15 protein-coding genes are annotated in these 24966 nt (G+C 59.0%); 8 read left to right on the top strand and 7 right to left on the bottom strand.

Annotated features, from left to right (window positions below):
* Nucleotides 1–46: 46 nt before the first annotated feature.
* The 3 genes from JNN07_01985 to JNN07_01975 are packed head-to-tail and all read left to right on the top strand — an operon-like array spanning nt 47 to nt 6550.
* A complete protein-coding gene (locus tag JNN07_01985) occupies nt 47–3745 on the top strand; it encodes a VCBS repeat-containing protein (GenBank protein ID MBL9166492.1) in 3699 nt (1232 codons plus the stop codon).
* Nucleotides 3732–4565, top strand: a complete 834-nt coding sequence (locus JNN07_01980) for a formylglycine-generating enzyme family protein (protein ID MBL9166491.1) — start codon at nt 3732–3734, stop codon at nt 4563–4565. The genes JNN07_01985 and JNN07_01980 overlap by 14 nt, the downstream gene beginning before the upstream one ends.
* Nucleotides 4562–6550 carry a CRTAC1 family protein gene (locus JNN07_01975; protein ID MBL9166490.1) on the top strand — a complete coding sequence of 663 codons (1989 nt, stop codon included), beginning with the start codon at nt 4562–4564 and terminating at the stop codon, nt 6548–6550. The genes JNN07_01980 and JNN07_01975 overlap by 4 nt, the downstream gene beginning before the upstream one ends.
* A gap of 5 nt (nt 6551–6555) precedes the next feature.
* On the opposite strand, the gene JNN07_01970 is transcribed toward JNN07_01975, so the two are convergent.
* Nucleotides 6556–7719: a right-handed parallel beta-helix repeat-containing protein gene (locus tag JNN07_01970; protein ID MBL9166489.1), complete on the bottom strand. Its 1164-nt coding sequence runs from the start codon at nt 7717–7719 to the stop codon at nt 6556–6558.
* Between the two features lie 348 nt (nt 7720–8067).
* Here JNN07_01970 and JNN07_01965 point away from each other — a divergent pair, with 348 nt between their 5' ends.
* Nucleotides 8068–10626 carry a hypothetical protein gene (locus tag JNN07_01965; protein ID MBL9166488.1) on the top strand — a complete coding sequence of 853 codons (2559 nt, stop codon included), beginning with the start codon at nt 8068–8070 and terminating at the stop codon, nt 10624–10626.
* Between the two features lie 232 nt (nt 10627–10858).
* Here the strand turns inward: JNN07_01965 and JNN07_01960 are convergent, their stop codons facing one another.
* The 5 genes from JNN07_01960 to JNN07_01940 all read right to left on the bottom strand — a co-directional run bounded on the left by JNN07_01960 (nt 10859) and on the right by JNN07_01940 (nt 15505).
* A complete protein-coding gene (locus tag JNN07_01960) occupies nt 10859–12178 on the bottom strand; it encodes an AGE family epimerase/isomerase (GenBank protein ID MBL9166487.1) in 1320 nt (439 codons plus the stop codon).
* Nucleotides 12179–12532: 354 nt separating this feature from the next.
* The gene (locus tag JNN07_01955; GenBank protein ID MBL9166486.1) at nt 12533–13039 is read right to left on the bottom strand and encodes a helix-turn-helix domain-containing protein; all 507 of its coding nucleotides are present in this window, start codon (nt 13037–13039) and stop codon (nt 12533–12535) included.
* Nucleotides 13040–13071: 32 nt separating this feature from the next.
* Nucleotides 13072–13551 carry an Lrp/AsnC family transcriptional regulator gene (locus JNN07_01950; GenBank protein ID MBL9166485.1) on the bottom strand — a complete coding sequence of 160 codons (480 nt, stop codon included), beginning with the start codon at nt 13549–13551 and terminating at the stop codon, nt 13072–13074.
* 44 nt (nt 13552–13595) lie between these two features.
* Nucleotides 13596–14138 (bottom strand): hypothetical protein, encoded by a 543-nt coding sequence (locus tag JNN07_01945; GenBank protein ID MBL9166484.1) that lies wholly within the window; start codon nt 14136–14138, stop codon nt 13596–13598.
* Between the two features lie 23 nt (nt 14139–14161).
* On the bottom strand, nt 14162–15505 hold the full coding sequence (locus JNN07_01940; GenBank protein ID MBL9166483.1) for a class I SAM-dependent methyltransferase: 1344 nt from the start codon (nt 15503–15505) through the stop codon (nt 14162–14164).
* A gap of 186 nt (nt 15506–15691) precedes the next feature.
* Here JNN07_01940 and JNN07_01935 point away from each other — a divergent pair, with 186 nt between their 5' ends.
* Nucleotides 15692–16486 (top strand): hypothetical protein, encoded by a 795-nt coding sequence (locus JNN07_01935; protein ID MBL9166482.1) that lies wholly within the window; start codon nt 15692–15694, stop codon nt 16484–16486.
* Nucleotides 16487–16489: 3 nt separating this feature from the next.
* On the top strand, nt 16490–18895 hold the full coding sequence (locus tag JNN07_01930) for a hypothetical protein (protein MBL9166481.1): 2406 nt from the start codon (nt 16490–16492) through the stop codon (nt 18893–18895).
* 275 nt (nt 18896–19170) lie between these two features.
* Here JNN07_01930 and JNN07_01925 read toward each other — a convergent pair whose 3' ends face one another.
* Nucleotides 19171–22557, bottom strand: a complete 3387-nt coding sequence (locus tag JNN07_01925) for a hypothetical protein (protein MBL9166480.1) — start codon at nt 22555–22557, stop codon at nt 19171–19173.
* Nucleotides 22558–22902: 345 nt separating this feature from the next.
* On the opposite strand from JNN07_01925, the gene JNN07_01920 reads away from it, so the two are divergent.
* Together JNN07_01920 and JNN07_01915 are read left to right on the top strand one after the other, a co-directional pair.
* A complete protein-coding gene (locus JNN07_01920; GenBank protein MBL9166479.1) occupies nt 22903–24216 on the top strand; it encodes an SGNH/GDSL hydrolase family protein in 1314 nt (437 codons plus the stop codon).
* A 228-nt stretch (nt 24217–24444) separates the two neighbouring features.
* Nucleotides 24445–24831, top strand: a complete 387-nt coding sequence (locus JNN07_01915; protein MBL9166478.1) for a hypothetical protein — start codon at nt 24445–24447, stop codon at nt 24829–24831.
* The last annotated feature ends 135 nt before the right edge of the window (nt 24832–24966 follow it).

The raw sequence follows: 24966 nt of genomic DNA, 5'->3' as shown, positions 1-24966 counted from the left end.
TGATGCGAGTCATTGACAAGGTCGAGACTTCTGATCTGCTTTACTGATGATGTCGGCCGGATATCTGCATCATTTTGCCCTCCTGGTGTACTTGAGCTTAGGCGCTCAGGCGATCGGTGCGCTTCCATGGGTCGAAGGCCCAGGCCATCGGCTGATGGAGGTGCGGCCCAATCCCGCGGGCAAGATCGGCTTCACATCGGAGCCCCCCACCCGAACTGGGATCACCTTCACCAACGAGCTGCGCGGTGATCTCTATCTGACGAATGCCGTCGCGCACAACGGCGCCGGCCTGGCGATCGGGGACGTCGACGGCGACGGATGGCAGGATGTCTACCTCTGCGGATTGCAAAACCCGAACCGCCTCTACCGCAATCTCGGAAACTGGCGGTTTGAGGAAATCCCACTCCAGGAAGCTTCCTGCCCAACTCAACTCTCCACCGGGGCAACCTTCGCGGACGTGGATGGCGACAACGACCTCGACCTGCTGGTGAACAGCATCGGCGTCGGAACCCGGCTGTTTCTAAACGATGGCAAGGCGCGGTGGTCAGAGGTGAAGGGCTCCGGGCTCTCCACGAATGCCTCCGCGACCTCGATGACACTGGCGGATATTGATGGGGACGGAGACCTGGACCTATACTGCACCCACTTCATCGACTACATGCACCTGGCTGATCCAACCACCCGGTTTGCCGTGGCGAGGAAGGGCGATCGATGGGAGGTCACGAAGGTCAATGGAGAATCCACCCGCCTGCCTCGCTGGCGCGACCGCTTTGAAGCGCTGCCGGACGGCAAAGTTCGGGAACTACCGGAGGTGCACGCCCTGTATCGCAACGACGGCCAGGGACGCTTTACCGCCATCCACACCGAGCCGGGCATGTATTCGGACGAAACCGGAAAGCCGCTGACGCCGTTTCGCGACTGGGGCTTGGCGGCGATGTTCCGGGATATCGACGGCGATGGCAGCCCGGATCTTTATGTGTGCAATGACAACACTTCTCCGGACCGCATCTGGATCAACTCCGGCAAGGGCACCTTCAGGGCACTCGCCACCTCGAAACTCAGGCACACCAGCCGCTCCTCGATGGGCGTGGATTTCGCTGACCTGGACCGCGATGGATTCGACGACTTCATCGTGGTGGATATGTTGTCACGAGAGCACCGAAGGCGGATGACTCAACTGGTTCGCGACCGGCCCAATCCCATCGACGCCGAGCGGCCGGAGGAAAGGCCACAATACAATCGCAACACGCTCTACTTCGGAAGGGCTGAGGGTTTCTTTGTGGAAGCGGCGTTCATGGCCGGAGTGGCGGCATCCGACTGGACCTGGTCTCCGATCTTCATGGATGTCGACCTGGACGGTTTTGAGGATCTGCTGATCACCAATGGGTTTGAGTTCGATGTGATGGATCAGGACAGCAGCAACGAGATCAAGGATCCGCAGCGTCGCCGGAATCCAGAGGACCTCAAGCGCTCCATGCGCCTGCACCCGCGATCCCACACCCGCAACGCTGCTTTCCAAAACCAAGGCGATGGCCTGTTCAAGTCCATGGGCCGGGAATGGGGGTTCGACCACTTGGCAGTTTCCTACGGCATGGCCCAGGGAGATCTCGACAACGACGGTGATCTGGATGTCATCGTCAATAATCTCAACGAGGCGGTGACTGTTTATCAGAACAACGCTCCCGCCGGCCGGATCGCGGTGCGACTCAGGGGGGGCTCGGGAAACACCGAGGGAGTGGGGGCCAAGGTCCGGCTGCAGGGCGGCAGATTGACGCAGTCGCAGGAGATGATTTGCGGAGGTAGGTATTTGGCCGGGGATCAAGCCACCCGCGTGTTCGCCGTGGATCCCGATGCGACCCGGCCCATGTCGCTGGAGGTCACCTGGCGTAACGGCGCCAAGACCCGCCTGGAAAATATTCTCAGCAACCGCATTTACGAGATTCAGCAGCCTGCGGCAACTGGGACCGACCCACACCAGCCCAACCCCATTCCTCAACCATATCCCCTCTTCGAGGATGTCAGCTCCCAGTTGGGACATGTGCATACAGAAACGGGTTTTGACGATTGGTCCATCCAAGCCCTACTGCCCCACCGTCTCAGCAAACTAGGTCCTGGCCTAGCCTGGTATGATCTGGATGGCGATGGGTGGGAGGACTTGGTTTCGGCCGCTGGACGCGGAGGAAGTCTCGGTGCCTATCGCAACCTGGAGGGCCGCTCCTTTCAAAGATGGGAGGGTGCGCCACTTAGTCCAGGAGGCCAGACCGCGGTCCTGGGAATGTCGAGGAGCCCTGGGGATCGAAGCCTGCTAGTGACCGAGGGACCGCAGGAAATGTCTCCCGGTTCAAAGTCCGAGCTACTGACATTATCCGTCACCCAACTCTCGCTCTCAACCTCCAACTCGAATGCGCAGCGCAGCTTCATCGACCAGAACACCCCCGGCCCCATGGCCGCGGCGGACGTCGATGGTGACGGCGATTTGGATCTATTTGTGGGGGGCCGCTTCCGACCCGGCCACTTCCCCGAGCCAGTCTCGTCCAGCCTCTGGTTGAATGAGGCGGGCAAGCTGGCGATCAGCGAACCGGCGAGCGTGCCCTTCAAGCAACTCGGTTTGGTAAGCGGCGCCACGTTCGCTGACCTGGACGGGGATGGCGCTCTGGATTTGGCGCTAGCCACGCAGTGGGGCCCTGTGCGCGTCTTCCGAAACCAGCAGGGGCGCTTCACCGAAACCACCGCTGACTGGGGTCTGAGCGACCTCACCGGCTGGTGGACGAGCGTCACGGTGGGAGATTTCGATGGGGATGGCCGACTCGATCTTGCCGCGGGTAACTGGGGACGGAACACCGTGTATGAGCTTTATCAGCCGACGACCTTTCGCCTGTTCTATGGGGATTGGAACGGCGACGGGCTCGTTCAAATGCTCGAAGCCTGGCGATCCGGATCCAACTGGCTACCCATCCACGACCGCAACTGGCTCGCCCGAGGCTATCCCAGCGTTGCCGCCAACTTTCCCACTTACGACGCCTATGGCCAAGCCACTGTCCCCGAGTTGCTCGGCGCTACCTTCGAGAAGTGCCAGCACCTTGAGGCGACCGAACTCAGGTCAATGGTGTTTCTGAATCGGGGTGGCCGGTTCAAAGCCTTGCCTCTTCCCCGGGAGGCTCAGATGGCCCCCGTCTTCTCGATCAACACTGGCGACGCCGATGGCGACGGCATTGAGGATCTCTTTGTGAGCCAGAACTTCTTTGGAACGTCGACCGACCTCACTCGAGACGATGCTGGCTTCGGCCTCTGGCTTAAAGGGGATGGGGACGGATCGTTCAAAGCACTGGATGCCGCCATCTCTGGAATCCGGATCTTCGGCGAACAGCGCGGGGCGGCGCTGGTCGACTTCAATCACGATGGCCGGGTGGATCTAGCGGTGTCTCAAAACAACCGGCCGACCATGCTCTACGTCAACCGCCGGGCCAAACCAGGGCTGCACGTCGCACTCCAAGGCGGCCCATCCAATCCCGATGCGATCGGCGCACGATTGCGAATGGTCTATGCGAACGACCGAAAGGGCCCTTGTCGATTGGTCAGCGCTGGCTCCGGTTATCGATCACAAGATGCCGCGCATCAGGTGCTGGGCCTCCAGGAAACCCCGGTCGCGGTGTGGGTTCAGTGGCCGACCGGCGAACAACGCACGATTCCGGTTCCCAGCAATGAGCCACTCCTCCGCATCCGGTTCTCTCATGAAAAGCCCTAGTTCATCTTCACGACTGGCACACCTCTCAATCCAGCTGGCCTGGGCCGCTTTGGTGCTTTTGTCCCAATCAGGCTGCGACCGAAACACTTCATCACCCACCACCAAAACGGAGATCAAGTTGACGCCGACCACCAACATGGTCCCCATCAAGGCCGGCACGTTCACCCGCCTAAAGTTTCCGGTCACGATCACCCACGACTTCTGGATGGCAAAATACGAAGTTACTCAATGGGAGTTCGCCTCGGTGCTCACCAACAACCCAAGCCATTTCACCGGCGATTCCAACCGGCCGGTCGAAAAGGTGACTCTGCTCGCGGCCAATAGCTACTGCAGCGCAATCACTCAACGCGAACGCGCCGCGGGCCGGCTCCCGGCGAACTACGAATACCGCTTACCCACGGAAGCGGAGTGGGAATATGCTTGTCTGGCCGGCTCAACGAATCGGTTCAGCTTCAGCGAGGAGCCGGGCGTTGCGGAGAAGTATGCCTGGACCGCCGAGAACAGCGATGCGATCACGCATCCCGTAGGTTTGAAGCTACCCAATGCCTGGGGCCTTCACGACATGCATGGCAACGTATGGGAGTGGTGCTCAGATTGGTTCGAGCCTTACCCTCCGGCGCCACTGACCGACCCCGTTGGACCGGACTCCGGTAAATACAAGGTTTTCAAAGGAGGAGGATGGAATCAGGATCTGGAATTCGCCCGCTCGGCCAACCGATTCATGATGTCACCCTCCAATGGCATCCATTTCGTCGGCTTCCGAGTCGCCCTCAGCCCGATCAAACCTCCGCCCACCCGGCCCAACCCACTCCTCCCATGAAAACCACACCCGCTAGGTTACGTCACCGCCGCCGGGGCCGGGACCTCCTCCTCCTCCTCCCGCTGATCCTTTCCGCCCGCCTCCTGGCGGCCGAAGGGACCAACGAAAGACCCCGCCTGAACCCGCTGGGCCCGACGGAAGGCACTCTCCGTGCCCTGGAGACCAACCGCATCCGCCAGATCCAGGCCGCGAAAGAATGGCAGGTCTTCCACGACTTTCAGTTCAGCGACCAATACGAACGTAGCGGAATCCGCTTTGAGCAAACGCCGGTGACCGACGCCTCCAAGAACTACAAGGCCGTGCACTATGATCACGGAAATGGACTGGCGGTGGCCGACGTCGACGGCGACGACCTGCTCGATCTCTATTTCATCAATCAAGTAGGGAGCAGCCAGCTGTGGCGAAACCGGGGAGGCGGACGATTCGAGAACATCACCGAAAGGGCGGGAGTCGGACTGGCGGACAAGATTAGCGTCACAGCATCCTTTGCGGACATAGATAACGATGGCCGGCCGGATCTATTCGTCACAACGGTGCGAAATGGCAACATCCTTTTCAAAAACCTCGGGGAGGGAAGATTCAATGACATCACCGAAGGTTCAGGGCTCAAAGTGACCCGGGCGCTCCATTCGTCCGGCGCGACCTTCTTCGATTTCAACCGGGATGGATTACTCGATCTGTTCGTTGCCAACGTCGGCAGCTATACCCGGAATGAAAAAGGGCCCGGCGGCTTTTATCTGGCCCGGCCCGACGCTTTTCAAGGCTGGCAGTTTCCCGCACGAAGTGAGCAGAGCGTCTTGTACCAAAACTTGGGCAACGGCAAATTTGAGGATGTTTCGCGAAAGACCGGCCTGGAACATCGAGGGTGGAGCGGTGACGCCACGTTCTGTGACCTGAATCAGGATGGTTACCCTGACTTGTATGTACTGAGCATGTCGGGCGACGACAAATACTATGAAAACGACCAGGGCCAGCGCTTCGTAGAAAAAACGGCCGCCTACTTTCCCAAAACTCCCTGGGGCTCCATGGGGGTTAAATTCTTCGATTATAACCTGGATGGCCTGATGGATCTCTACATCACGGACATGCACTCCGACATGACCTCCGCGCAAATCAAGGCAGGAGACCTTGATCTGTCGCCCCAGTTCGACAAACAAAAGAGCGACGCCTGGTGCTCTTCCGAATGGACACCAGCAGCCTGGCAAAGCGCGACCAACAACATCCTCGGAAACGCGTTCTACCGAAACCAAGGCCGCGGAGAGTTCGTGGAGATCTCCTCCAAGCTGGGAACAGAAACCTATTGGCCCTGGGGAGTGAGCGTCGCCGACCTAAACGCGGACGGATACGAAGACCTTTTCGTAACCGCCGGAATGGGCTACCCGTTGCGCTATGCCGTCAATTCCGTGCTGCTCAATGAGCGCGGAGAACGCTTCGTGGATAGTGAGTATGTAGTGGGAGTGGAACCCCGCCGCGATCAGCGGATTGAGAAAGACTTTTTTACGCTCGATTGCTCAGGCGAGGACAAAAGGCATCCGCTGTGCTTCGAAAAAAGTGGGGCCTTAACGGTGGTCGGCTCCACCAGCTCCCGCTCCTCGGCAGCCATCGACCTCGATTCAGACGGGGATCTAGATCTGGTTACGAGCGAGTGGAGCGACCGTCCTCAGGTGTTGATCAGCAACTTGGCTGATAAGAAATCGATTCGTTTCTTGAACGTGAAACTCGTGGGACGGCCCACCGGCCAAGGCGGCTCGAATCGTGATGCCCTCGGTGCCCTGGTGAAGGTGCACTGCGGCTCGAAGGTCTACACGCGCTATCACGATGGCAAATCGGGTTACCTCTCCCAGAGCACCATGCCGCTCTACTTCGGGCTGGGCGAAGCCACTCGAGTCGATCGCATCGAGATCTCCTGGCCCTCAGGCAAGCAGCAGGTTCTGAGGGAACCACAACGGCTGAACACTCTGCTGACTATTGCTGAGGAGCCGTAGAGCGATCAAGGCGGGCCGGCGGGCGCAGGCGTGCCAGCAACCGGCAGGAGGGGACGGTAGCCCGCCTTCTGATATTCGGGGGCTTGAGGGACAAAAGCGGCATCGAACCGGGGAGATGGAGCGTTGGTTGCATTTCCACCCCCCGCTACCACGCCGGTCACGTCATGAATCAGGCCGTTGAACACGCACCCTGACACCTTCCCACCCGCATTCACCGCCAACTCGTAGCGACCATACCCCTTAAGGCCTGCATCGAGGCGATTGTCGGCGAAAATGCAGTTGAGATATTGGCTGGCGCCCCCCATGTCGTCGACCCCGTTGCGGTTACCCGTAAAGGTGCAATTGCGCACCACGGCATGCGAATTCCAAAAGATGGTCATGACACCGCTGTTCACGAAGGGCCGTTCCCCGGAAGCCTTGGCCACCGGATCCTCTCCGGTGTTGGAGATGTTGCCCACGAATAGGCAATTAACCAGGCTGGCAGAGCTGCCCGCCAACAGATCGACGGCAGAGCCCGTGCCCTGGGCGCGGTTTCGAAAGAAAACGCAATTCTCAATCAGCACCGGCTGCTGGCTGAAGCCCTGATGTTGAACTGAAATGCCCGCTCCACAAGGGCTGGTGTAGTTATCCACAATCTCAAGGTTCTGAAGTCTGGGATACGACCGGCCAAACACTTTGACTGCACCACCGTCGGAATAAAAAAAGTAGTTCTTGAGAATCGTGACATTGGGCTCCATCTGCCTGGTCTGCGCTTTGGTCACAAAACCGTTCGCCCCCGTCAGACGAAAGCCCCTCAACACCGTGTTCGAGGTGACGCCGTCGCCAAAATACACAATGTGGTTCACCACCGCTGGGAAGGCCGGTTCCGAGGGCAGCGCCAGCAACGGATTGGACGCTAGGAGGGTAACTCTCCCCACTGCCTCCAAACGGATACCATCATGCATCTTGTTAAACCAGATGAGGGCCTGGCGTTTGCTACTCGGTCGGTACTCCCCTTCATGCACGCGAACGACCTTCTGAATGAGGTTCGTGGCTGCCTGCTGCAGCGCCTCCTGTATTTCGTCGCCGGGATAGACGTGGTAGCCATCGTCGGCCAGGCGGATGGCAGCATCCAACCCTCCACCGGCCAGAACCCAACAGCCCAGTACTAGGAGTGGGAAACTCTTCATTAAGATCCAGATTTCAGCGGGTACGGGAGGGTGAGACAAGCCATTTAAGTCGCGCGACAACGAACAGCCTACGCTCGTGAAGCACACTGGCCGGGCCGGTTTCAGCCTGATTCGACCTCGATCCAGCCTCTAAGCATTCATATCAAACCATCAAGAAGTTCATACTTCTAAAGCTCCCCGTTCAAACTTGGAAATGGCCGCCAAAGCCCGGGCGAGCAGCGGGCAGCCCTGGCCTTACGCCGCCATCCCAACGGCACGTTCAACGGCCACAAGAACGTTGACAGCAACGCCCTACCTCTCTATTAATTCTAGTGAAAGCGTCCCCATCAACCCAAGAGTACAATCAGTATGCGCAAAAAACTACTATCCCTATTAATAGTACCATTCGCGTTTGCCGTAACAGGCTACGCGAATGATATCGAACCCACGAAAGAATTCTACACGGTGGTCCCAACCCCGCGGGCCATTGTGTTAGACGGTAGCCTCTCCGAATGGGGTGGCGTGCCGGTCCTCGCCGACCCTAAATTCTCGATTCCCAAGGGATCGGCCGGCGGAAACTACGTTCTCTTCGAAGAATACAATGGCGGCACGTGGAGCGGTCCGGATGACCAGACCTCGGCCGTGCAAATCGTCTATGATACCGACAACGTTTATTTCGGTTTCGTGGTGACTGACGACTATCATGAAAATGCTGCGAAGAGCGCCTGGAACGGCGACTCGATTCAGCTGATGATTGCCAACGCCGAACGAAGCTCCCAAGTCGCGCTCTACAACTACGCGCTCGGTGGCGTCGAGGACGCAACCGCGGAAGTGATCGTGATGCACGAAGCTGGCCCCGGCGGAACCGAAGCGGTCGTGACCCGCGACTCAGCTACCAAGCGGACCACCTACGAGATCAAGCTCCCGAAGTCCGCGCTGGGTCTGGAGACTCTGGGCGGTGGAACGCAGTTCGGTCTGGGCATGGCCATCAACGATGGCGATGAACTGACCCCTGGCCAAAAAGGTTGGGGTGGGCTCGGAGCGCATGCCTTGGTCTTCGGCAAGAGTCCGTCGGAAACGGCCCTCATCACTCTGGCGGCCGGAAACGACATCGAGCCAGGCAAGCAATCCTACACCGCGAATGCGACTGCCAGTCCCATCGTGGTGGATGGAACGCTCGATGAATGGGGCGGCGTTCCCGTCCTCGCGGATCCCAAGTTCTCCATCCCCAAAGGTTCCGGCCCCAATGGAACCGGCACCTATGTGCTCTTCGAAGAATACAACGGCGGTACCTGGAGCGGCCCGGATGATCAGACGTCCGCCGTTCAGATCGTGTACGATGCTGACAATGTCTACTTCGGATTCGTGGTGACCGACGAGTATCATGAAAATGCTGCCAACAGCGCCTGGAATGGCGACTCCATTCAGCTCATGATTGCTAGCGCCGACCGGACCCGCCAGGTGGCCCTTTACAACTACGCCCTCGGTGGCGTGGAAGGCAATGTGAACAACGTGATCATTATGCACGAAGCCGGCCCCGGCGGAACGGAAGCGATCGTGACGCGCGATGGTGTCAACAAGAAGACCATCTATGAAATCAAGCTCCCCGTCGCCTCGCTGGGACTCGAGGCCCCGCTTACGGTGGGAACTCAGTTTGGGTTGGGTATGGCCATCAACGACGGTGACGAGCTGACCCCTGGCCAAAAAGGTTGGGGTGGTCTCGGTGCTCACTCCATCGTTTTCGGCAAGAGTCCGTCGGAAACGGCTTTGATCACCTTGGGTGATGTCGGCGCGGGCGCTGATCGCCTGTTCCTCTCGGCGGTTAATCCTTCCATCAACCTCTTCTCCTTCCGTGCGAACGACAAGGGAATCTCGGTGCTGGATCCCGCCACGGTGAAACTGACGATCGATGGCAAGGCGGTAACCTTGGTCGCGAGCCCGAAGGTACTGGACGCCACCGACTTCTCTTACACGCCGTCAGCTCTGCTGAGCTTCGGTGAACACACCTATGCCATCGAAGTCAAAGACACCCGTGGAAACGTGATCACGGATTCTGGAACGTTCACGATTCCGACCTACCCGGTGCTCACCGCTTCGATGAAGGCCGGATCCTATGACGCCACCAAGCGCGGGTTTGTGTGGAAAGTGTTCTACAATCAGGACAACACCCCCAACACGATCGACGACGCTGAACTGGCTCTCACCGGCCAGAGCGGCTTTGAGAACACCGCCGATCCCGCCGCCATCGGCGCCGCGGTCGGCGAAGGTGTCTATGAAGACGCAGTGGTCCGATTCGACATCGAAGGGGTCATCAACCTGAGCCAATTGGGCGGTGATTCGAATGCATCGTTCCCCGATGACCTCCAGATGCCCGGACTTCCGGCTCCGGACAGCGGCATCGATCCGAACGGAATCCAAGCTGAGATCGTGACCTTCGTGGAACTCCCGGCTGGCCTCATCACCCTCGGATTCAACAGCGACGACCGTTTCCGCACCCAGGGCGGAGCGATCAACGACCCGGCGAACGCACTGTTCCTCGGTGAGCGAGATCAATTCTCTGCCACGTTGTTCCGGTTCATCGTAGAGGTTCCGGGCGTGTATCCGATCCGCACTGTCTATCAAGAGACCACCGGAGCCGCTTACCTCGAATGGTTCAGTGTCAAACCCGACGGCAGCAAAGTTCTTCTGAACGATGATGCCAACGGTGGCTACAAGACCTACCGCGTCGGAACGCTGGACGCTGGTGGCAGCTTCAGCCTGGCGATTGCTCGCTCGGGCGCAGGAGCGATCAGTGTCAGCTGGACCGAGGCCGGAACGGTACTCCAACAGTCCACCGACCTGGCTAACTGGTCTGACGTCGTGGGAGCAGCCTCCCCCTACGCCGCACCCGGTGCCGGTGCCGCTGTCTACTATCGCCTGAGGAAGTAATCTTCCCCAAGCAGTAGTCTCCAATTCAAGGGCCGGACGCAAGTCCGGCCCTTTTTTCGTGCCTCCATCACCGCGCGCAGGCTTGGACACGGACCGGTGACATGGGCTCCTCTCGAGAGGCCGCAACCGTCTCGAGTCAACATGGCAATAACGGAGTCGCTCAAGCCGGAAGCCCCAGCGAGGTCAGGTTGTTCCACCTGACGCGGCATCGGGTCTGGAATGAGTTGAGAAGTTAGGGACTCTTCCTCTGCAAACCCAACGCCTCGAGGATTCGTGCCGACCAAAGCAGCGCGCGACCGTTGTGGTAGGCCCCTTGCCACATGGATGTTCGGGACAGATTTCGACTCGGAGAGCCGTCGGCATTGCGGGTCGCCCACCAACTGCCCTCCTTAGCCACCAGGTGGGCCTCCGTGAAATCCAGGGTCTGACGGAAGGCGCGGTAGTAGCGGGGCTGCCCAGTTTCCTGGTACAGCGTCAACAAGCCCACCAGAGCCTCGGCTTGCACCCACCATTCCTTTTTTGTGTCGTCCGCCGCCTTCCCCAACTCACCTGAGTAAAAGAACCCTCCGTGCTGGGAATCAAATCCATAGGTGAGGCTGTAGCCGGCCAGGGTTTCAGCCCAACTCCGCAAGGTGTGCGGCGCCAGGCCCACCGTGCGCGCGGCATCCAGCACCAGCCACACACACTCCACATCGTGACCATAACTGGCCCGCAAATTCTGGGGCGTTTCCACGCGCCGCCAATCGGGCCACCAACCATCCAGATTGCAGCGATACTCCGGATGCAGAATGGTGCTGGTATTGATCACGATCAACTCCTGGAGCCGACGAGCCACCAGCGGATCGGGCCACGCCCGATACAGCTCAGCGAATGCTTCCAGCAGATGCAAATGCGTGTTGTAGGTCTTGGTGCCGATGGCACCCACGTAGCGCCCTGCCTTGTCGTCCGTCACCGGCAACCAATCGCGATGGAAAAACTCGTGATACCCACCATTCACTCGATCCCGAAAGCGCAGCTCAAAAACCTGGAACAGGGATTTGGCCGCCTGGAGTGCGCTTGAATCGCCACTGGCCCGAAAATAAGCCGCCAACCCATACAGGGCGAATGAGTTCAGATATGCGTGCTTGCGGTCGTCGAGGATAGCGCCACGATCATCCACTTTGGAGAAATACCCACCTCGTTCGGCATCCCACATCCGCCGCTGGATAAAGTCGTAGCCCGAACGCGCCGCTGAGAGAGAGGCAGCCCGCTCAATCCCTTCCTCGGCGAAAATGCTGAACGACCAAAGCTGCCGGGCTTGCAGCGTCAAAAACTTCTCCCCCGAAGACGCAAATCGTCCGCCCCGGAGATCCTGAAAATAGCCGCCGTTGGTGCCATCGACACAGTGCGGAAGGTAAAAGTCCACCACGCTCGAGCGCAGGAGCCGACGGCAACGCTCGGCCTGCTGCCGAAACTCATCCAATCCCGGCGAGATCTCGGCAGCGGGGAGGAGAGTAAATGCGCAGGGAAGACCGACCAGCATCAGGATCAGACTGAGAGAAGCTCGCATCATAGGCTCGACTGGTTTAGGGAAAGATCCTCCTTGAGGTCCAGCGCAAAGCTTCGAGTCAGAAACAAATCGCCTTCCCAAGGGTGTGATTCTAGGTGGGTGAGATTGGCAACCCTAGAAAGGCAGGCCGAGATTTGACAGCGAGGCGGTCCGACGATACGGGGTAGCGCGAGATTCCATTCGAGCCCTGATGGGCCCTGCGTCGTTCAAAGGGAACGGGGCTGCGCGTGGAGCGCTCAGGTGGTGACGAACACTTACCGGCCCTCGCGGAGTTACCCCTTTGTCATTCACAGCCTGGGGCAGGCGTGGGCTCGAGTGAAATCTCGCCCTGCCTTTGGCTCGTGGTTTTGTCCCCCCTCACCGCGGAGGAGCGTTCGTCGGCAGCGGCAGTGTATCGCCACGGCTCGTCGGACGAGGCGAGTACAGGCCAGGCCCCAGATTCGACAGCGGATCTGCCTTCTTAACATGGTTGGCCGGCCGGACCAACGACCAAACCACGATCAGAACCAGCAGCACCCCCCCCAACCCGACGACAATCCGCCAATCGAGTTTGGAGAACTGCAGCATCACCCAGTCGAGGAAGCCGCTAGCCGGAGGGGTGAGTGGTGGCGGGTCGCTCAGCTCTTTGGTGTCCGAAAACTCCTCATCAAGCTGAGCCATCAATTTCGGAACATCCAACTTGAGGAGCTTGCCGTAGGTGCGAATGGATCCGCGGATGTAGACCGGGGCCGGAAAGGAAGAGTAGTCGGCCCGCTCCAGAGCGTCGATCTGCTCTGCCTTGAGCTTGGTGGTGTCAGCAACCTGATTCAGAGTCAGGTTGGCGGCCTGACGAGCGGTGCGAAGTTGTTCAGCGACGGTGGGCATGGAGGGGTAAAGGTCGAAGCCAGACCAATTCTTCAGGGGGTAACCGCCAAACGAGCTTCGGGCGCTTCCTGATGGATCAACACCCCTTGTTGCTTGTACGGCTTGAGAATGAAGTGAGTGGAGGTCGAGAGCACGCCCTGGATCGTTGCCAACTTCTCGGAGACAAAAGTGGATACCTCGCGCAGAGTGTTGCCCTCCAGCAGCACCATCAGATCGTAAGAGCCCGACATCAAATAGCAGGACTGAACCTCCGAATACTTGGAGATGCGCTCCGCCAGACGATCAAAACCACCGCCCCGTTCGGGCGTGATCTTGACCTCGATAACCGCCCGGACCTTCTCTTCGGACAGCTTGTCCTCATTCAGGATGGTGCGGTAGGCCAGGATAACCCCCTCCTCCTCATACGCCTTGATACGCGCTGCGACCTCCGCCTCCGTGAGATTCACCAATAAAGCGAGCTGCGCCGGCCGAAGGGCGGCGTTTTCCTTCAACAGTTGAAGCAACGGATCCATGGACGAAGGTTATGCTGGCCGCGGTGTGGAGGGGAAGAGATTTCCTACCAGAGGAAGGACTTCTGTTCAGCCACGAATTGGTTGGAGGTCCAGAGAGTGGCCCGCCAAGCGACCAACTCGCCCAGAGCCTGATACTGCTCGACGCCCAAGGTCAAAGATTGCCAGCGCTGGAACCGCGCCTTCGGGGGCAATGGTTGTTCCAGCTGAACGAAGGTAGGCGTGTTGCTCTTGGATCCGCGAATCTCGAGCTTGAGCACGAAGGATGTGCCGGCCGGCAAAGTGCCGCACTGAACGTCAAATCGCAGCCCACCCCGTCGCTCGGGCTCCTTCCTAAGCAGGGCTTGGTAGGCATCCCGCTCCAAGAGACTGGGCGACAGCAAGTGCCGTCCCTGCTTGTCCAGCCAATGAGGGAGGACCTTCTTGATCTTAACCCCCGACGGAGGAGCGGCGGCGCTAACCTCGGCGCTCCCAGCAGTGCCCATCATCAAACAGACACCCATGACAGTCGCCATAAAGGAACGCCAGACACGACTGGGATGGTCATCCAGAGTTCGAAACCGACTCCTAAAAAAACGCGATGCTCTCATGTGCTGGTCTAAATTCAATCGAATCAACTCTTAGTCAGAAACACGACTCGGTTTGTGTTGGTCCCCTTGCCATTGTTATCGACACCCCAGCAATTGGCCGTTTTGGTAAACTCCTGGTCATTAATCAGCACAAATTCAGGCTTCAACCCCGCCGCAACCCCTGCTGGAATGACGTGTTCCTCAAGCTTCACCTTGCCGCCGTTCACTTCCCCCACCTCGAAGGCGACATATCCGCCGGGCTTCAATACCCGATGAAGCTCCTTCAAAACCTCGGTCATCGTCTCCCGCCAGCGGCTCAGCCTGCTGGTCATGGTAATCGGAACCTCATGGGCGTCGATCCCCAAGAACCAGCAGCGAAGCCAATTGTCGGCGGCGTACTGCACCACATCGAGGAAGGGCGGCGAGGTCACCACCAAGTCCACCGATCCCGAACGGAGCTCAGAAGTGGCCGAACTGTTCGAGGTGAGCAATCGGGCCTTCGAAGCAACCCCCGCCAGTGTCCTTCGGGTCGACGCATCCAACCCCGCCAGCAACTGCTTGGACTTTTTCAGAATAATCGCGGCAACATCCCGCACCGGCGGCACCTGCTGGCGTTTCTCATTGATGCGGATTTGTGACGCAACCGAAGTCGCCTGGTTAGGAGGTAAGGTGTACACCGAAAAGAAACCGGGGGAGTGGCCGGTCAGCCGGTTTAAGGCCACCATCCCGATCCAGTCATCCACCGCATCAAAAGTCCCCGTCTTTTCACGCCGCAGCAGATAGTGCTTCAATGCTGTGATCGCCTCCAGCGTCTCACGATGGTAAAACACCAGCAAATCCTCCCGAAGCTCACCGGAGTATTTCAGGTCAATCTCGTTCAGCCGTGCCGCGACTTCCGGTAGAGTTGGAGGATCGAGGCGAGGCCGAACCAGACGAACACTGAGCGGATTTATGTCGCATCCCATCGGCACGCGACCGAGGAGCGCGGCTTCAATCAGGGTGGTTCCTCGTCCCATGAAGGGATCATAAACACGTTCGCCAGGCTGGGTGAGATGCTCGACAAAAAACCGCGGCAGCTGCGGCTTGAAACAGGCGCGATAAGAGATCTCATGGAGCCGGGAGGCGGCGCGCTGAGCCGAGGTCCAATACTCATTGACGAAACCCGGAATGCATAGGGTGGTTTGGTCCGGCAACGTCACCTGGATAGGTATCTCAACAGTGGACTTCCCGAAGTCCCGGAAGTCTCGGATGCAGCGAGCAAACGCCGCAGCATCCGCCACACCATTCGGCGGATGTGCATGGGACTGAACACGCTTCTGACGAGCGAACGGCGCCGGTAAATCCGGGGTTTCCGTTGCATCCTCAAAAAACGAAATTTGCCGCGTCATCTGGTTAGCCCAAACAATCCTGAGAGCATGGAGAGAAGGCAAGTCCGGATTGAGCCTTATCTTCGCACTTGCCTGGGCATGCCTTTCCCGGCAACTTCGTCACCCGATGCACCCAAGCAATCGAGCCCGGGCAGGGTCTATGTTCCGATCACAGCCAGCCGACGGTAACCGCTCCACCACCCACCCATGAGCACACGTGCCATTGTCATCACCTTCCTTTCCTTGGCATTAGCCTTCGCCGCCAGTCTCGGATTGAGCTCCTGTGGGACCGTCCAACGAACCGTGGTTGTGCCTCCCCACATTCAAGGGGCTCATTTCGTTGGCAATCAAACGTGCTTCGAATGCCATACCAACATCTCCAGAAGCTTTGCGATGAGCCGTCACGCGCAGATCCAAATCCGTCAGGATGCGAAGGGCACGCTCCACGGCTGTGAGTCCTGCCACGGTCCAGGAAGCCTGCACGTGGAGTCGGGCGGAGGCCGTGGCAAGTTCATCACCAATCCGGGCCACAACCCGCAGGCCTGCTACGAGTGCCATCTTCAAACCCAGGCTGAGTTCCACCTTCCAAACCATCATCCTGTGCCCGAGGGCAAGATGAACTGCGTCCAATGCCACGATCCCCACGGCCTGGATCTCATGAAGCCGGCCGGAGGCTTGGCCATGGCGCGTCAGAACGAGTCCTGCGTCACTTGCCACCGCGAGCAAGGACAGGTGCATGTCTATGAGCACGAAGCGATGCGCGAAGGCTGCACCGCTTGCCATAGCCCGCATGGATCCATCAACCCCAAGATGCTCGTGGAACGAGACAACAATCTCTGCCTCAAATGCCACGCCCAAGTGCCCCAGCCGGGGACTTCGGGAGTTCAAATCTACATCGGAGCCGTCAACCACACCTACAGCCTGCGCCTGGGGGGGTGTTCAAGCGCCGGCTGCCACACGGCAGTTCACGGCTCCCAAGTCCACCCCCGCCTGTTCTACTGAGCTATGAGCGCCTCCCTTCATCGCCATTTTCACGGCCATCCAAAACACCCCGGCTGGGCCTTGGCCGCTTGCCTAGCCCTGAGTTGTCTCTCCGGCCGCACCACACTCTGGGGCGCCACGGTGGATGTATCCAAGCTCCCACCTGCCGCAGCCGGCCAGGTCGATTTCGATCGGGACATTAAACCGCTGTTCGAGAAGTCCTGCCTCCGCTGCCACGGTCCCGAGAGACCCAAAGGGGGATTCCGCCTGGACGAAAGCGCCCGCGCGCTCAAAGGCGGCGAGAACGGCCCGGCCATCATTCCCGGCCAGGGCGACCAAAGCTCGCTGGTCCACTTTGCAGCCCGGCTGGTCGAGGACATGGAAATGCCTCCGGTCGGCAAAGGGGATCCCCTCACCCCGCAACAGGTCGGACTGTTGCGAGCCTGGATCGATCAGGGGGCGAAATGGGGCACGGAAGCCTCCCAGCAGAAGTATGATGTCTCTATCAGCTCCTTGGCCGGGTTCACAACCGTCAGCGGCAACGAGGCCAAGTTCCGCGAACATTATGGGATGCCCGAAGGCGCTAACGGTGGCATCGAGCGTCTGGAATTCGGCGAGCGCCTGGGCGACGACTCCAAACTCACCGTGAAGGCCCGCGCCCTGCGCGATGAGTATCGAGTGAGTCTCTCGCTGGAGAAGCCCAAGGTCGGATCCATCCGAGTGGGCTGGGAACAGTTTCGGAAGTACTACAACGATGTCGGCGGTTACCATCCCGGGCTAGATCCCTCTTCCTATTCGCTGGATCGAGATCTCTTCCTCGACACTGGCAAGGCCTGGGCGGATTTCACCCTCGCCCTTCCCAACTGGCCGGTCGTCACCATTGGATACGAATACCAATATCGCGACGGCACGAAATCCCTGCTCGCCTGGGGTCCGGTGGGGAATGGCAGCACCACCAACAACATCTTCCCCGCCTACAAGTCTCTCAAGGAGTCGGTGCATGTCCTGAAGTTGGATCTCGATCATGAGTTCTCGGGGTTCCGGGTGCAGGACCAGTTCCGAGGTCAGTTTTTCGACCTCAAGACCCAAAGCCGTCGGGTAACCGGTTACGGCATGACCGCTCCCGGTGTCACCGATCTCCAAGACGTGCGGGAAGGCGGCAAACACTTTCAGGGCGCTAACTCGATCCGGATCGAGAAGCAGTTCAAGGATTGGATCTTCGGGTCGGCTGGCTACCTGTTCAGTCACCTGGAAGGCGACTCCTCCCTGGGACTGGTGGGCACGGTCTGGTCCTTTGAAGCCGTTCCTCGCAACGGAGATCTGGTCAGCCAGGAGATCATTCTCGACCGCCAATCTCACGTCGTGAACATCAACGCCCTCCTCGGGCCCTGGGAGGGTTTCACCCTGACCGCTGGCGCGCAAAGCGACTGGATGAGGCAGGCTGGATTTGGCACCGCGACGCTCAACACCGCTCTCATTGCCAACGAATCGGAGGCCATGAATGCGAACACCGACCGCGCGACTCTGGAGGAAACCGTGGCGCTGCGTTACAACAAGCTGCCGTCCACGGTGCTGTTCGCGGAGGCCAAGCTTCGTCAGGACAGCACGGATATCTATGAAAGCCAGTCTGGCGGACTGGGGTTTGGATACGATTTTCTACGGGACACCGCGGTTTCAGGGGAGATGAGTGACTGGCGGGCCGGATTTAGCAGCTCGCCCTGGAGCCGCGTCACCTTCGGGGGACACTACCGTCAGAAGGACTATTCAGATCACTTCGGCAACCGCATCGACAGCGCATTCGGGGGGCCTAACTCGGGCTACTCGGCATTCATCCGCCGTCGGGAGACCCTGACCGACGAGATCGAGGGGCGTTGCGCAGTGAAGGTGACGCCCTGGCTGAAGAGCACGCTGACTTACAAATGGAGCGATGCCGACTATCTCACCGAGACCGACGCGCTCTTCGCAACTCCTGGCGGCAGCATCTACAGTGGTGATCAGAACTCGCAAACCTTCAGCCTGAACCACTCCATCACTCCCTGGCAGCGGCTCTATTTGGGCAACACCCTGACCTACCGGCATTCCAAGACCACCACCGAAAACAACCAGTTCCCCGCCATCTCCCGCTACCGAGGGGACTTGTATTCCATCCTGGCCACCGCGACCTACGTGCTGACGGAGACCACCGACCTCACGGCTAGCTACAACTACTCGAAGGCTGACTTTGGCCAAGCCAACTTTGTCGACGGCTTGCCGCTGGGGTTGGACTACGAATTGCACGGAGTGCAGACCGGTCTGACCTGGCGCTTTAGAAAAAACACCATCACCCGCCTGCAATACGGCTTTTACAACTACGACGAGAAGAACACCGGCGGCTGGAACAACTACACCGCGCACGCGTTGTTCGCCATGCTGACCATCAAGCTGCCTTGAGCGGGGAGGTGGTAGCCGTTAGGTGTTAGGTGTTAGGGACCGTCACGCAGAGCGCTTCCCGCTATGGATGCGCGTGGCATGCCACCGCTTTTCCTTCGCGCTGCAGCAAACCACGTCGGCTGCCAGCATTAAATCAATTACACCTGAGGTGTCGGCGCCGCGCGCAGGAAAAGCGGAGACGTGTCTCCGCAGTCCATAGACTCACCTCGCTGCTGGATCGGAATCGATTACGATTACGATTACGAGACCCCGACCCGACACCTAACACCACGCAATCAGTTGCTCAGCCGAAAATATTGCTGCGAACGGGATGCGGGCACCCGATAACCATTGCTCGCACCCACGACACTCGTAAAGGGCCCGGACGGAAAGGCAGCGGACTGAAGGGAGAAAGCCGGATCTGCCCAATGGAGGATGACCTGGTCACCGTTTCTCTGAATGCTGAGCGTGGGCACCGAGCTGTCCAACACGGTGATCGCCGACTCCGCGATCGCTGAATCCAACTGACCGTCATTGACCATTAGTTGAAAGGTGTGCAGACCGACAGGCAATTCGATGGAGACGCTTACAGTGTTTGAAACATAAGCTCGGTCACCACTAGTCCACACCCAAGTATAGCTGAGCGGATCCGCGTCTGGATCCACCGATCGAGCCGCATCCAAAGTCACCCTGGCTAGTCCGTTGGCCCCAGCAAATACGACCTGGCCGGGGCCGGGGTTGGCAATTGGGGGGCGATTCCCGGGAAGTGCGATCTGCCGAGGTTCAGCGTAAATTGAGGAACCGAACGGATCGATCGCTCGGACAGTCCACCAGGCCTTTGGGCGAGGAAGCGTTGTGAGCATGTGGGCCGGAGGGGTGGCCGAATCCATAAGCACGGCAAAATCCGTAACCCGATCCCGATCGGTCCCGACCAGGAGTTGATAGCGAACGGAGTTCTCCACAGGTTCACACCCGAACGTGGTGCCGCCCGACGGCAAGATCGCCCCATCGGCAGGGCCACTCAAGGTCACCGGGGCAAGGATCCGGCCGGGGAACTGAGACTCGTTAAAGAACGCCAAGGACTCGTCGGTGTCGATCGCCAGGTAGTGCTTTTGGGCTGCTGGGTTGAGCTGGTAGTTCCTGCCCGCACCAATGACCGACAAGTAAGCGAAGGCTACCAGGCCGTTCGCCTCGTAATCCAAGCTGGATGAGAGGTAGCGAATCGGAGGATACGAGTGGCTGCGCGCGGGGCGGCACACGACATTCAGGGCACCCGGGATTATCGGCGCGGCGGGATAATTGGAATCGTTGCTGACATAATTGTCGACCCAGCACTGTTCGTCGGCGACGCGATTCGTGTGGAACGTGGCCACGAGGGACGCGAGGGATCCACAAACAGCATCGAGCAAGGACACGCGGTTCACTGCGTAACGGGTATCCTTGTAAGCGGCGTTGATGTGCCGTGCCGCCTCCATTGCCGGCATATTGCCGGTGCTATGGCCCATCGTCTGAATCGCTCCGCGGTAGTCGGGCGCAACGCTGGAAAGATAGGCGATCAACATATCCCCATAGCGATAAAAGGGCGCTGCATAAGAGCTGACAGTGAGCCAGTTCGCCTTCTCTTCCCAGACTCCGCCAAACGCCATCCCACCCCCCGTGACACAATCGCCCCCACCGAAGGCGAGGATGGTGGGTTTGGCGGGATCGAACGGAGGATTCACCAATCGGAGAGCGTTCGTACCGAAATTCGCCAGGACGGTAACCCTCGTGAGGCTGGGCTCACTCAGGAGATAGCCGTCGCTCACCAACAATTCAAAAACGCAAATTTGGTTGGTGGCTCGGGGAACGAGGCCGCTAAACACCGGCCTGGCTGTGTTGGTACCGGAAGCCGTAGCGGTCGGGCCCGAGATTTGTCGCCATTGGTAGGTCAAGGATCCGTAACCATCCGGATCGTAGGAACGGGTTCCATCCAGCGTCACAGCTCCTCCCGACAAGTAGCGGGGCAAGCCGGCGTCGGCCACCGGCGCGTGATTAGGTCCGATTCCCACCATCACGACATCCGGCTCGCTGGCCCCCATGCCGTCCTCCACTACCAGCGAGAAAGAGTACAAACCTGGCCAAGGGTGCACCAAGGTGGGTTGGGCAGCATTGGTGTCACTCAACTGGATTCTCCAGCCGCCGATTTGCCGCCAGTGATACCGGAGCGCAGCGTTTTCAGGGTCGGACGAACCCGAACCATCGAGGGTGATGAGCGAGGTGCCGGACAGGTCGACGAAGGTTTGATCCGCACCGGCATTGGCCGTCGGAGGATCATTCTTGACCGTGATCCGCACGGTATCGCTGAAACTCCGGCCGCCCACGCTATCAACTACCAAGGCGAATTCATAGGTCCCGAGCGCTCGAATACTGAACGTGGGCTTCATCGCGGTGGGATCTTCAAAGCTGCCGAGGGGACCGCTGAGTTGCTCCCAATGAAAACCGAGGGAGGCGCCGTTCGGATCCGATGACCCGCTTCCATCCAAGCCTATCGAAAACGGCAGAGCCGTAACGCCCACCACTCGATTGAGCCCGGCGTCGGCCACAGGCCTCAGATTATCTGAATACTCCGCGGCACCGATGTCGATCCGTCGAGCAAAGACGCGCAGGCCGCCATAAAAATCAGTGCCGCCCGCGTCAGATTGAAAGTCAGGATCACCGGCATTGATGCAAGGGGAGATATCCCGGAGACGGTAGTCGCCAACCACTGCGTCCACGAAACGAGGATCTTGAGAAATATTCCCGTCCGCACCGGTTCGATCTACGCCTCCAAAGTTTGGCCCGCCCAGGTTATCCCAGACGTTATTGAACCTGGTTTGAGTGAACCCGTCGGTCGGTTCCAGAATCAAGCCTCCTCCATGGATAGAGTGGGAGATGATGTTTGCGGTGAGGAAACACTGGCCGGAGCCATCCGAAAGCGCATAGACATTACCCGCAACTGGGGCATCGTTGCCGACCAGGGTATTGTTGACCAGCCGACCGCCTTGCTGCATCACCACCCCTCCGCCAATCAAAGCCGAGTTGCTGACGATCATGTTGTTGGCCACCTGGGCTCGGCCAAGCACCATCATGATGCCGCCCCCGGAGAAACCACTATTGGCCGTGATCAGATTGCGCGTGATCACCGCGTCCGATTCGATGCAGCCAATCCCGGCACCATAGCCGGAACGGTTAGGCTCCGTGGGTCCAGCATTGCCGGTGATGATGTTTCCAACGATGGTGGGTGAAGATCGAAGGCAGTAAATTCCCCCGCCATAATAGATCGTTGGGCCACCGATGAGGTTGGAGGTCCCGTACCCGCCGGTAATGGTAAAACCCGTGATTACCGAGTTAGACCTTTCCCCCGCAGCAAACGTTACGGCACTGCGATTGGCAATGGCACGGATGATGGTGTTCCGAACCAGGACGGGATCACGCGGATCTGCGCTGGTGAGAGTGATCGCCCGCCTTCTGAAGCTGATGCTTTCATGGTATATCCCCGGACTGACGATAACCGTGTCGCCGTTCTGGCTCGCATCGATGGCTCGCTGAATACTCGGATAGTCCGAGGGCACGCCTCGCACCGCCGCTTGGGCTGGGGATGCCAGCAAGCCGATCAGCCCGATGACGAGAACCCGGTTCAGCCGCTTCAGTTTAGTGGTCTTCACAGTGATGATGGGAGTTGGAGGGTGGCCCAAAGTTCCTTGGTGTATCAGTCATCGAGATGTGCCTAGAGCCCATCAATTCAGTTGAACGAAAGCTGCTTTGGCGTCTAGTTCATCTTCGCTCACTCTGCGCCTTGCCTCGGAAATCACAAGCAGGATTTAAGACTCCGGCAGGGGTGTGTCTAGCAGCCTATCGCGACGTTTCCCAAGAGTTAACTCAGCACAAACGGACTCCACAGCCGGACTCATGCCCGGGCGGGACAAGTCCGACAGGCAGCGAGAAGTGGTGAAATCCAAGCCTTGCATGCGGAGGAGGACCATGGTTTTGTGGCGGGAACCACGATTAGCATGAAATCTATCTTCTCCTTCTTAGCCTCCGCGGCACTGTTGTTCACGGCTTCCGCGACTGCAGCAGACTTCGCCATGCGGGATGGCGATCGGGTCGTATTCCTCGGCGACAGCATCACCGAGCAACGCCTCTATACCACTTACATCGAAGCCTATGCGCTGACACGACATCCAGAGTGGAAGATCTCCTTCCGCAACGTTGGCTGGGGTGGCGACACCTCCTGGCTACGCCAACGCGCCCGCCCGGACGAGGCCAAGCTCTTCGCCGCTGACGACACCGCTCAGCAAAAAATGGTTGAGGATTCGGTCCAACGCGGACTCGATCGCGATGTGCTCCCGCTGAAACCCACGTTCATCACCATCAAGTTCGGAATGAACGACCACTCCTACCAGGCCTTCCGTCCCGACATTTTCAGCGCCTACAGCAAAAGCCAAGCTCAGCTGAACAAGGTTCTATCGGCCAATGGAGCGAGAGTCACATTCCTCACCCCGCAACCCATCGAGGACAAAAGACCCGACCCCGAGAAAGACGTCCGCAACCAGTCGTTGCGCAAGTTCTCGGATGGACTTAAGGAAGTTGCATCCAAGGGAGGAGCTGGTTTCGTCGACATGTTCGCCCCGTACATGGGCCTGATGCTGGCCGCACGCGCCCACGATGCTCAGGCGATCATCGGAGGCGGCGACGCGGTTCATCCCGGACCGGCAGGCCAGACACTCATGGCCTGGGCCGTTTTAAAGGGCCTCAACGCTTCAGCGCTGGTCTCCCGCGTGCAGGTCGATGTTGCCAAGGGAAGCGCTGAGGTCGAACGCTGCCAGGTGAGCGCACTGAAAGCCACCACCACCGAAGTCAGCTTTGACCGCCTGGACGACTCCCTCCCCTTCCCCACCGACGAACGAGCCGAGTCCGCTCTCAAGCTGGCACCCGTGGTGGATGAGCTCAGCCAATACTCGCTACGGGTCGCCGGACTAGCCCCGGGAAATTATGAGATAAGCATCGACGGGGAAACGGTGCTGAAAACGGACGCCGAAGCGCTGGCCAAAGGCCTCAATCTTTCCAACAACGCTGGCGCCATCACCAAGCAGGCACGGGAGGTGCTTGGGCTGGTGTTCCAAAAAAATAACACCTTCTTCCGCCGGTGGCGGGATGTGCAACTCTTCAACTTCCCCTCCTGGGCCAAATCCGCCGCGGTCGAGGCCACTCGCTCTGCGGAACTGAAGCGTTTGGATGAGGAGGTTGCAGCCACTGAAGCCAAGATCGACAAGGCTCGCAAACCCAAGGGTCATCGATTCGTGATCAAGGCCATCACCAAGTAACGCCCATTCCAGGACCGTAAACGACACCGCCAGGGGTTGCTGAGCAACTCCCGGCGGTTTTTGTTTCTAAGTCCGATCAACCCGAACCCGAGAGTCAATAGACCTAGCCGCCTTGAAACTTTTTCATGCCGGGCTGTGGAGCTTGCAAAGCTAAGGCCGAGCTTCCAGCGTCGGGCTCGAAGCGATATCGCTTCATCCACTTTAAGGCAGACGAGCAAAAGAAGAACTATGGCTACTATTCATTTTGTCGGCGGTGAAAAAGGCGGCGTCGGCAAATCGCTGGTGTCCCGGGTGCTGGCCCAGTACCTCATCGACCACAACCTTCCCTTTTTGGGTTTCGACACCGATCGATCGCATGGAGCACTCCTGCGTTTCTATGCGGACTACGCTTCGCCGGTGGTCATTGACCGCTACGAAAGCCTTGATGCGCTGGTGGAGGCGGCGGTGGAAGAACCTGAGCGACGGATTCTCGTGGACCTGGCGGCCCAAACTCACGAGCCCTTGACTCGTTGGATGGAAGAATCGGGAGTGCTCGACATGGCCCAAGAACTGGGCATCGCTGTGCGATACTGGCACGTCATGGATTCCGGCAAGGACTCCCTCGATCTGCTATAGTGAATGACAGAAGTCATTTCCGAATCGAGCAATTGGACGCGGTTTTGGTCGGATCATCGATGAAGCTCTTGAGGGCTTTGCAAAGCCGATCGGAGAGTTCTTGCGGAGTTTTGGCAATGAAGTCCCAGAACCAGT

The sequence above is a fragment of the Verrucomicrobiales bacterium genome (genome assembly GCA_016793885.1).
In the GTDB taxonomy this organism is placed as follows: Bacteria; Verrucomicrobiota; Verrucomicrobiia; order Limisphaerales; family UBA11320; genus UBA11320.
The sequence above is the reverse complement of the archived record's forward strand: the minus strand, read 5'-3'. Positions and strand labels throughout refer to the sequence as shown.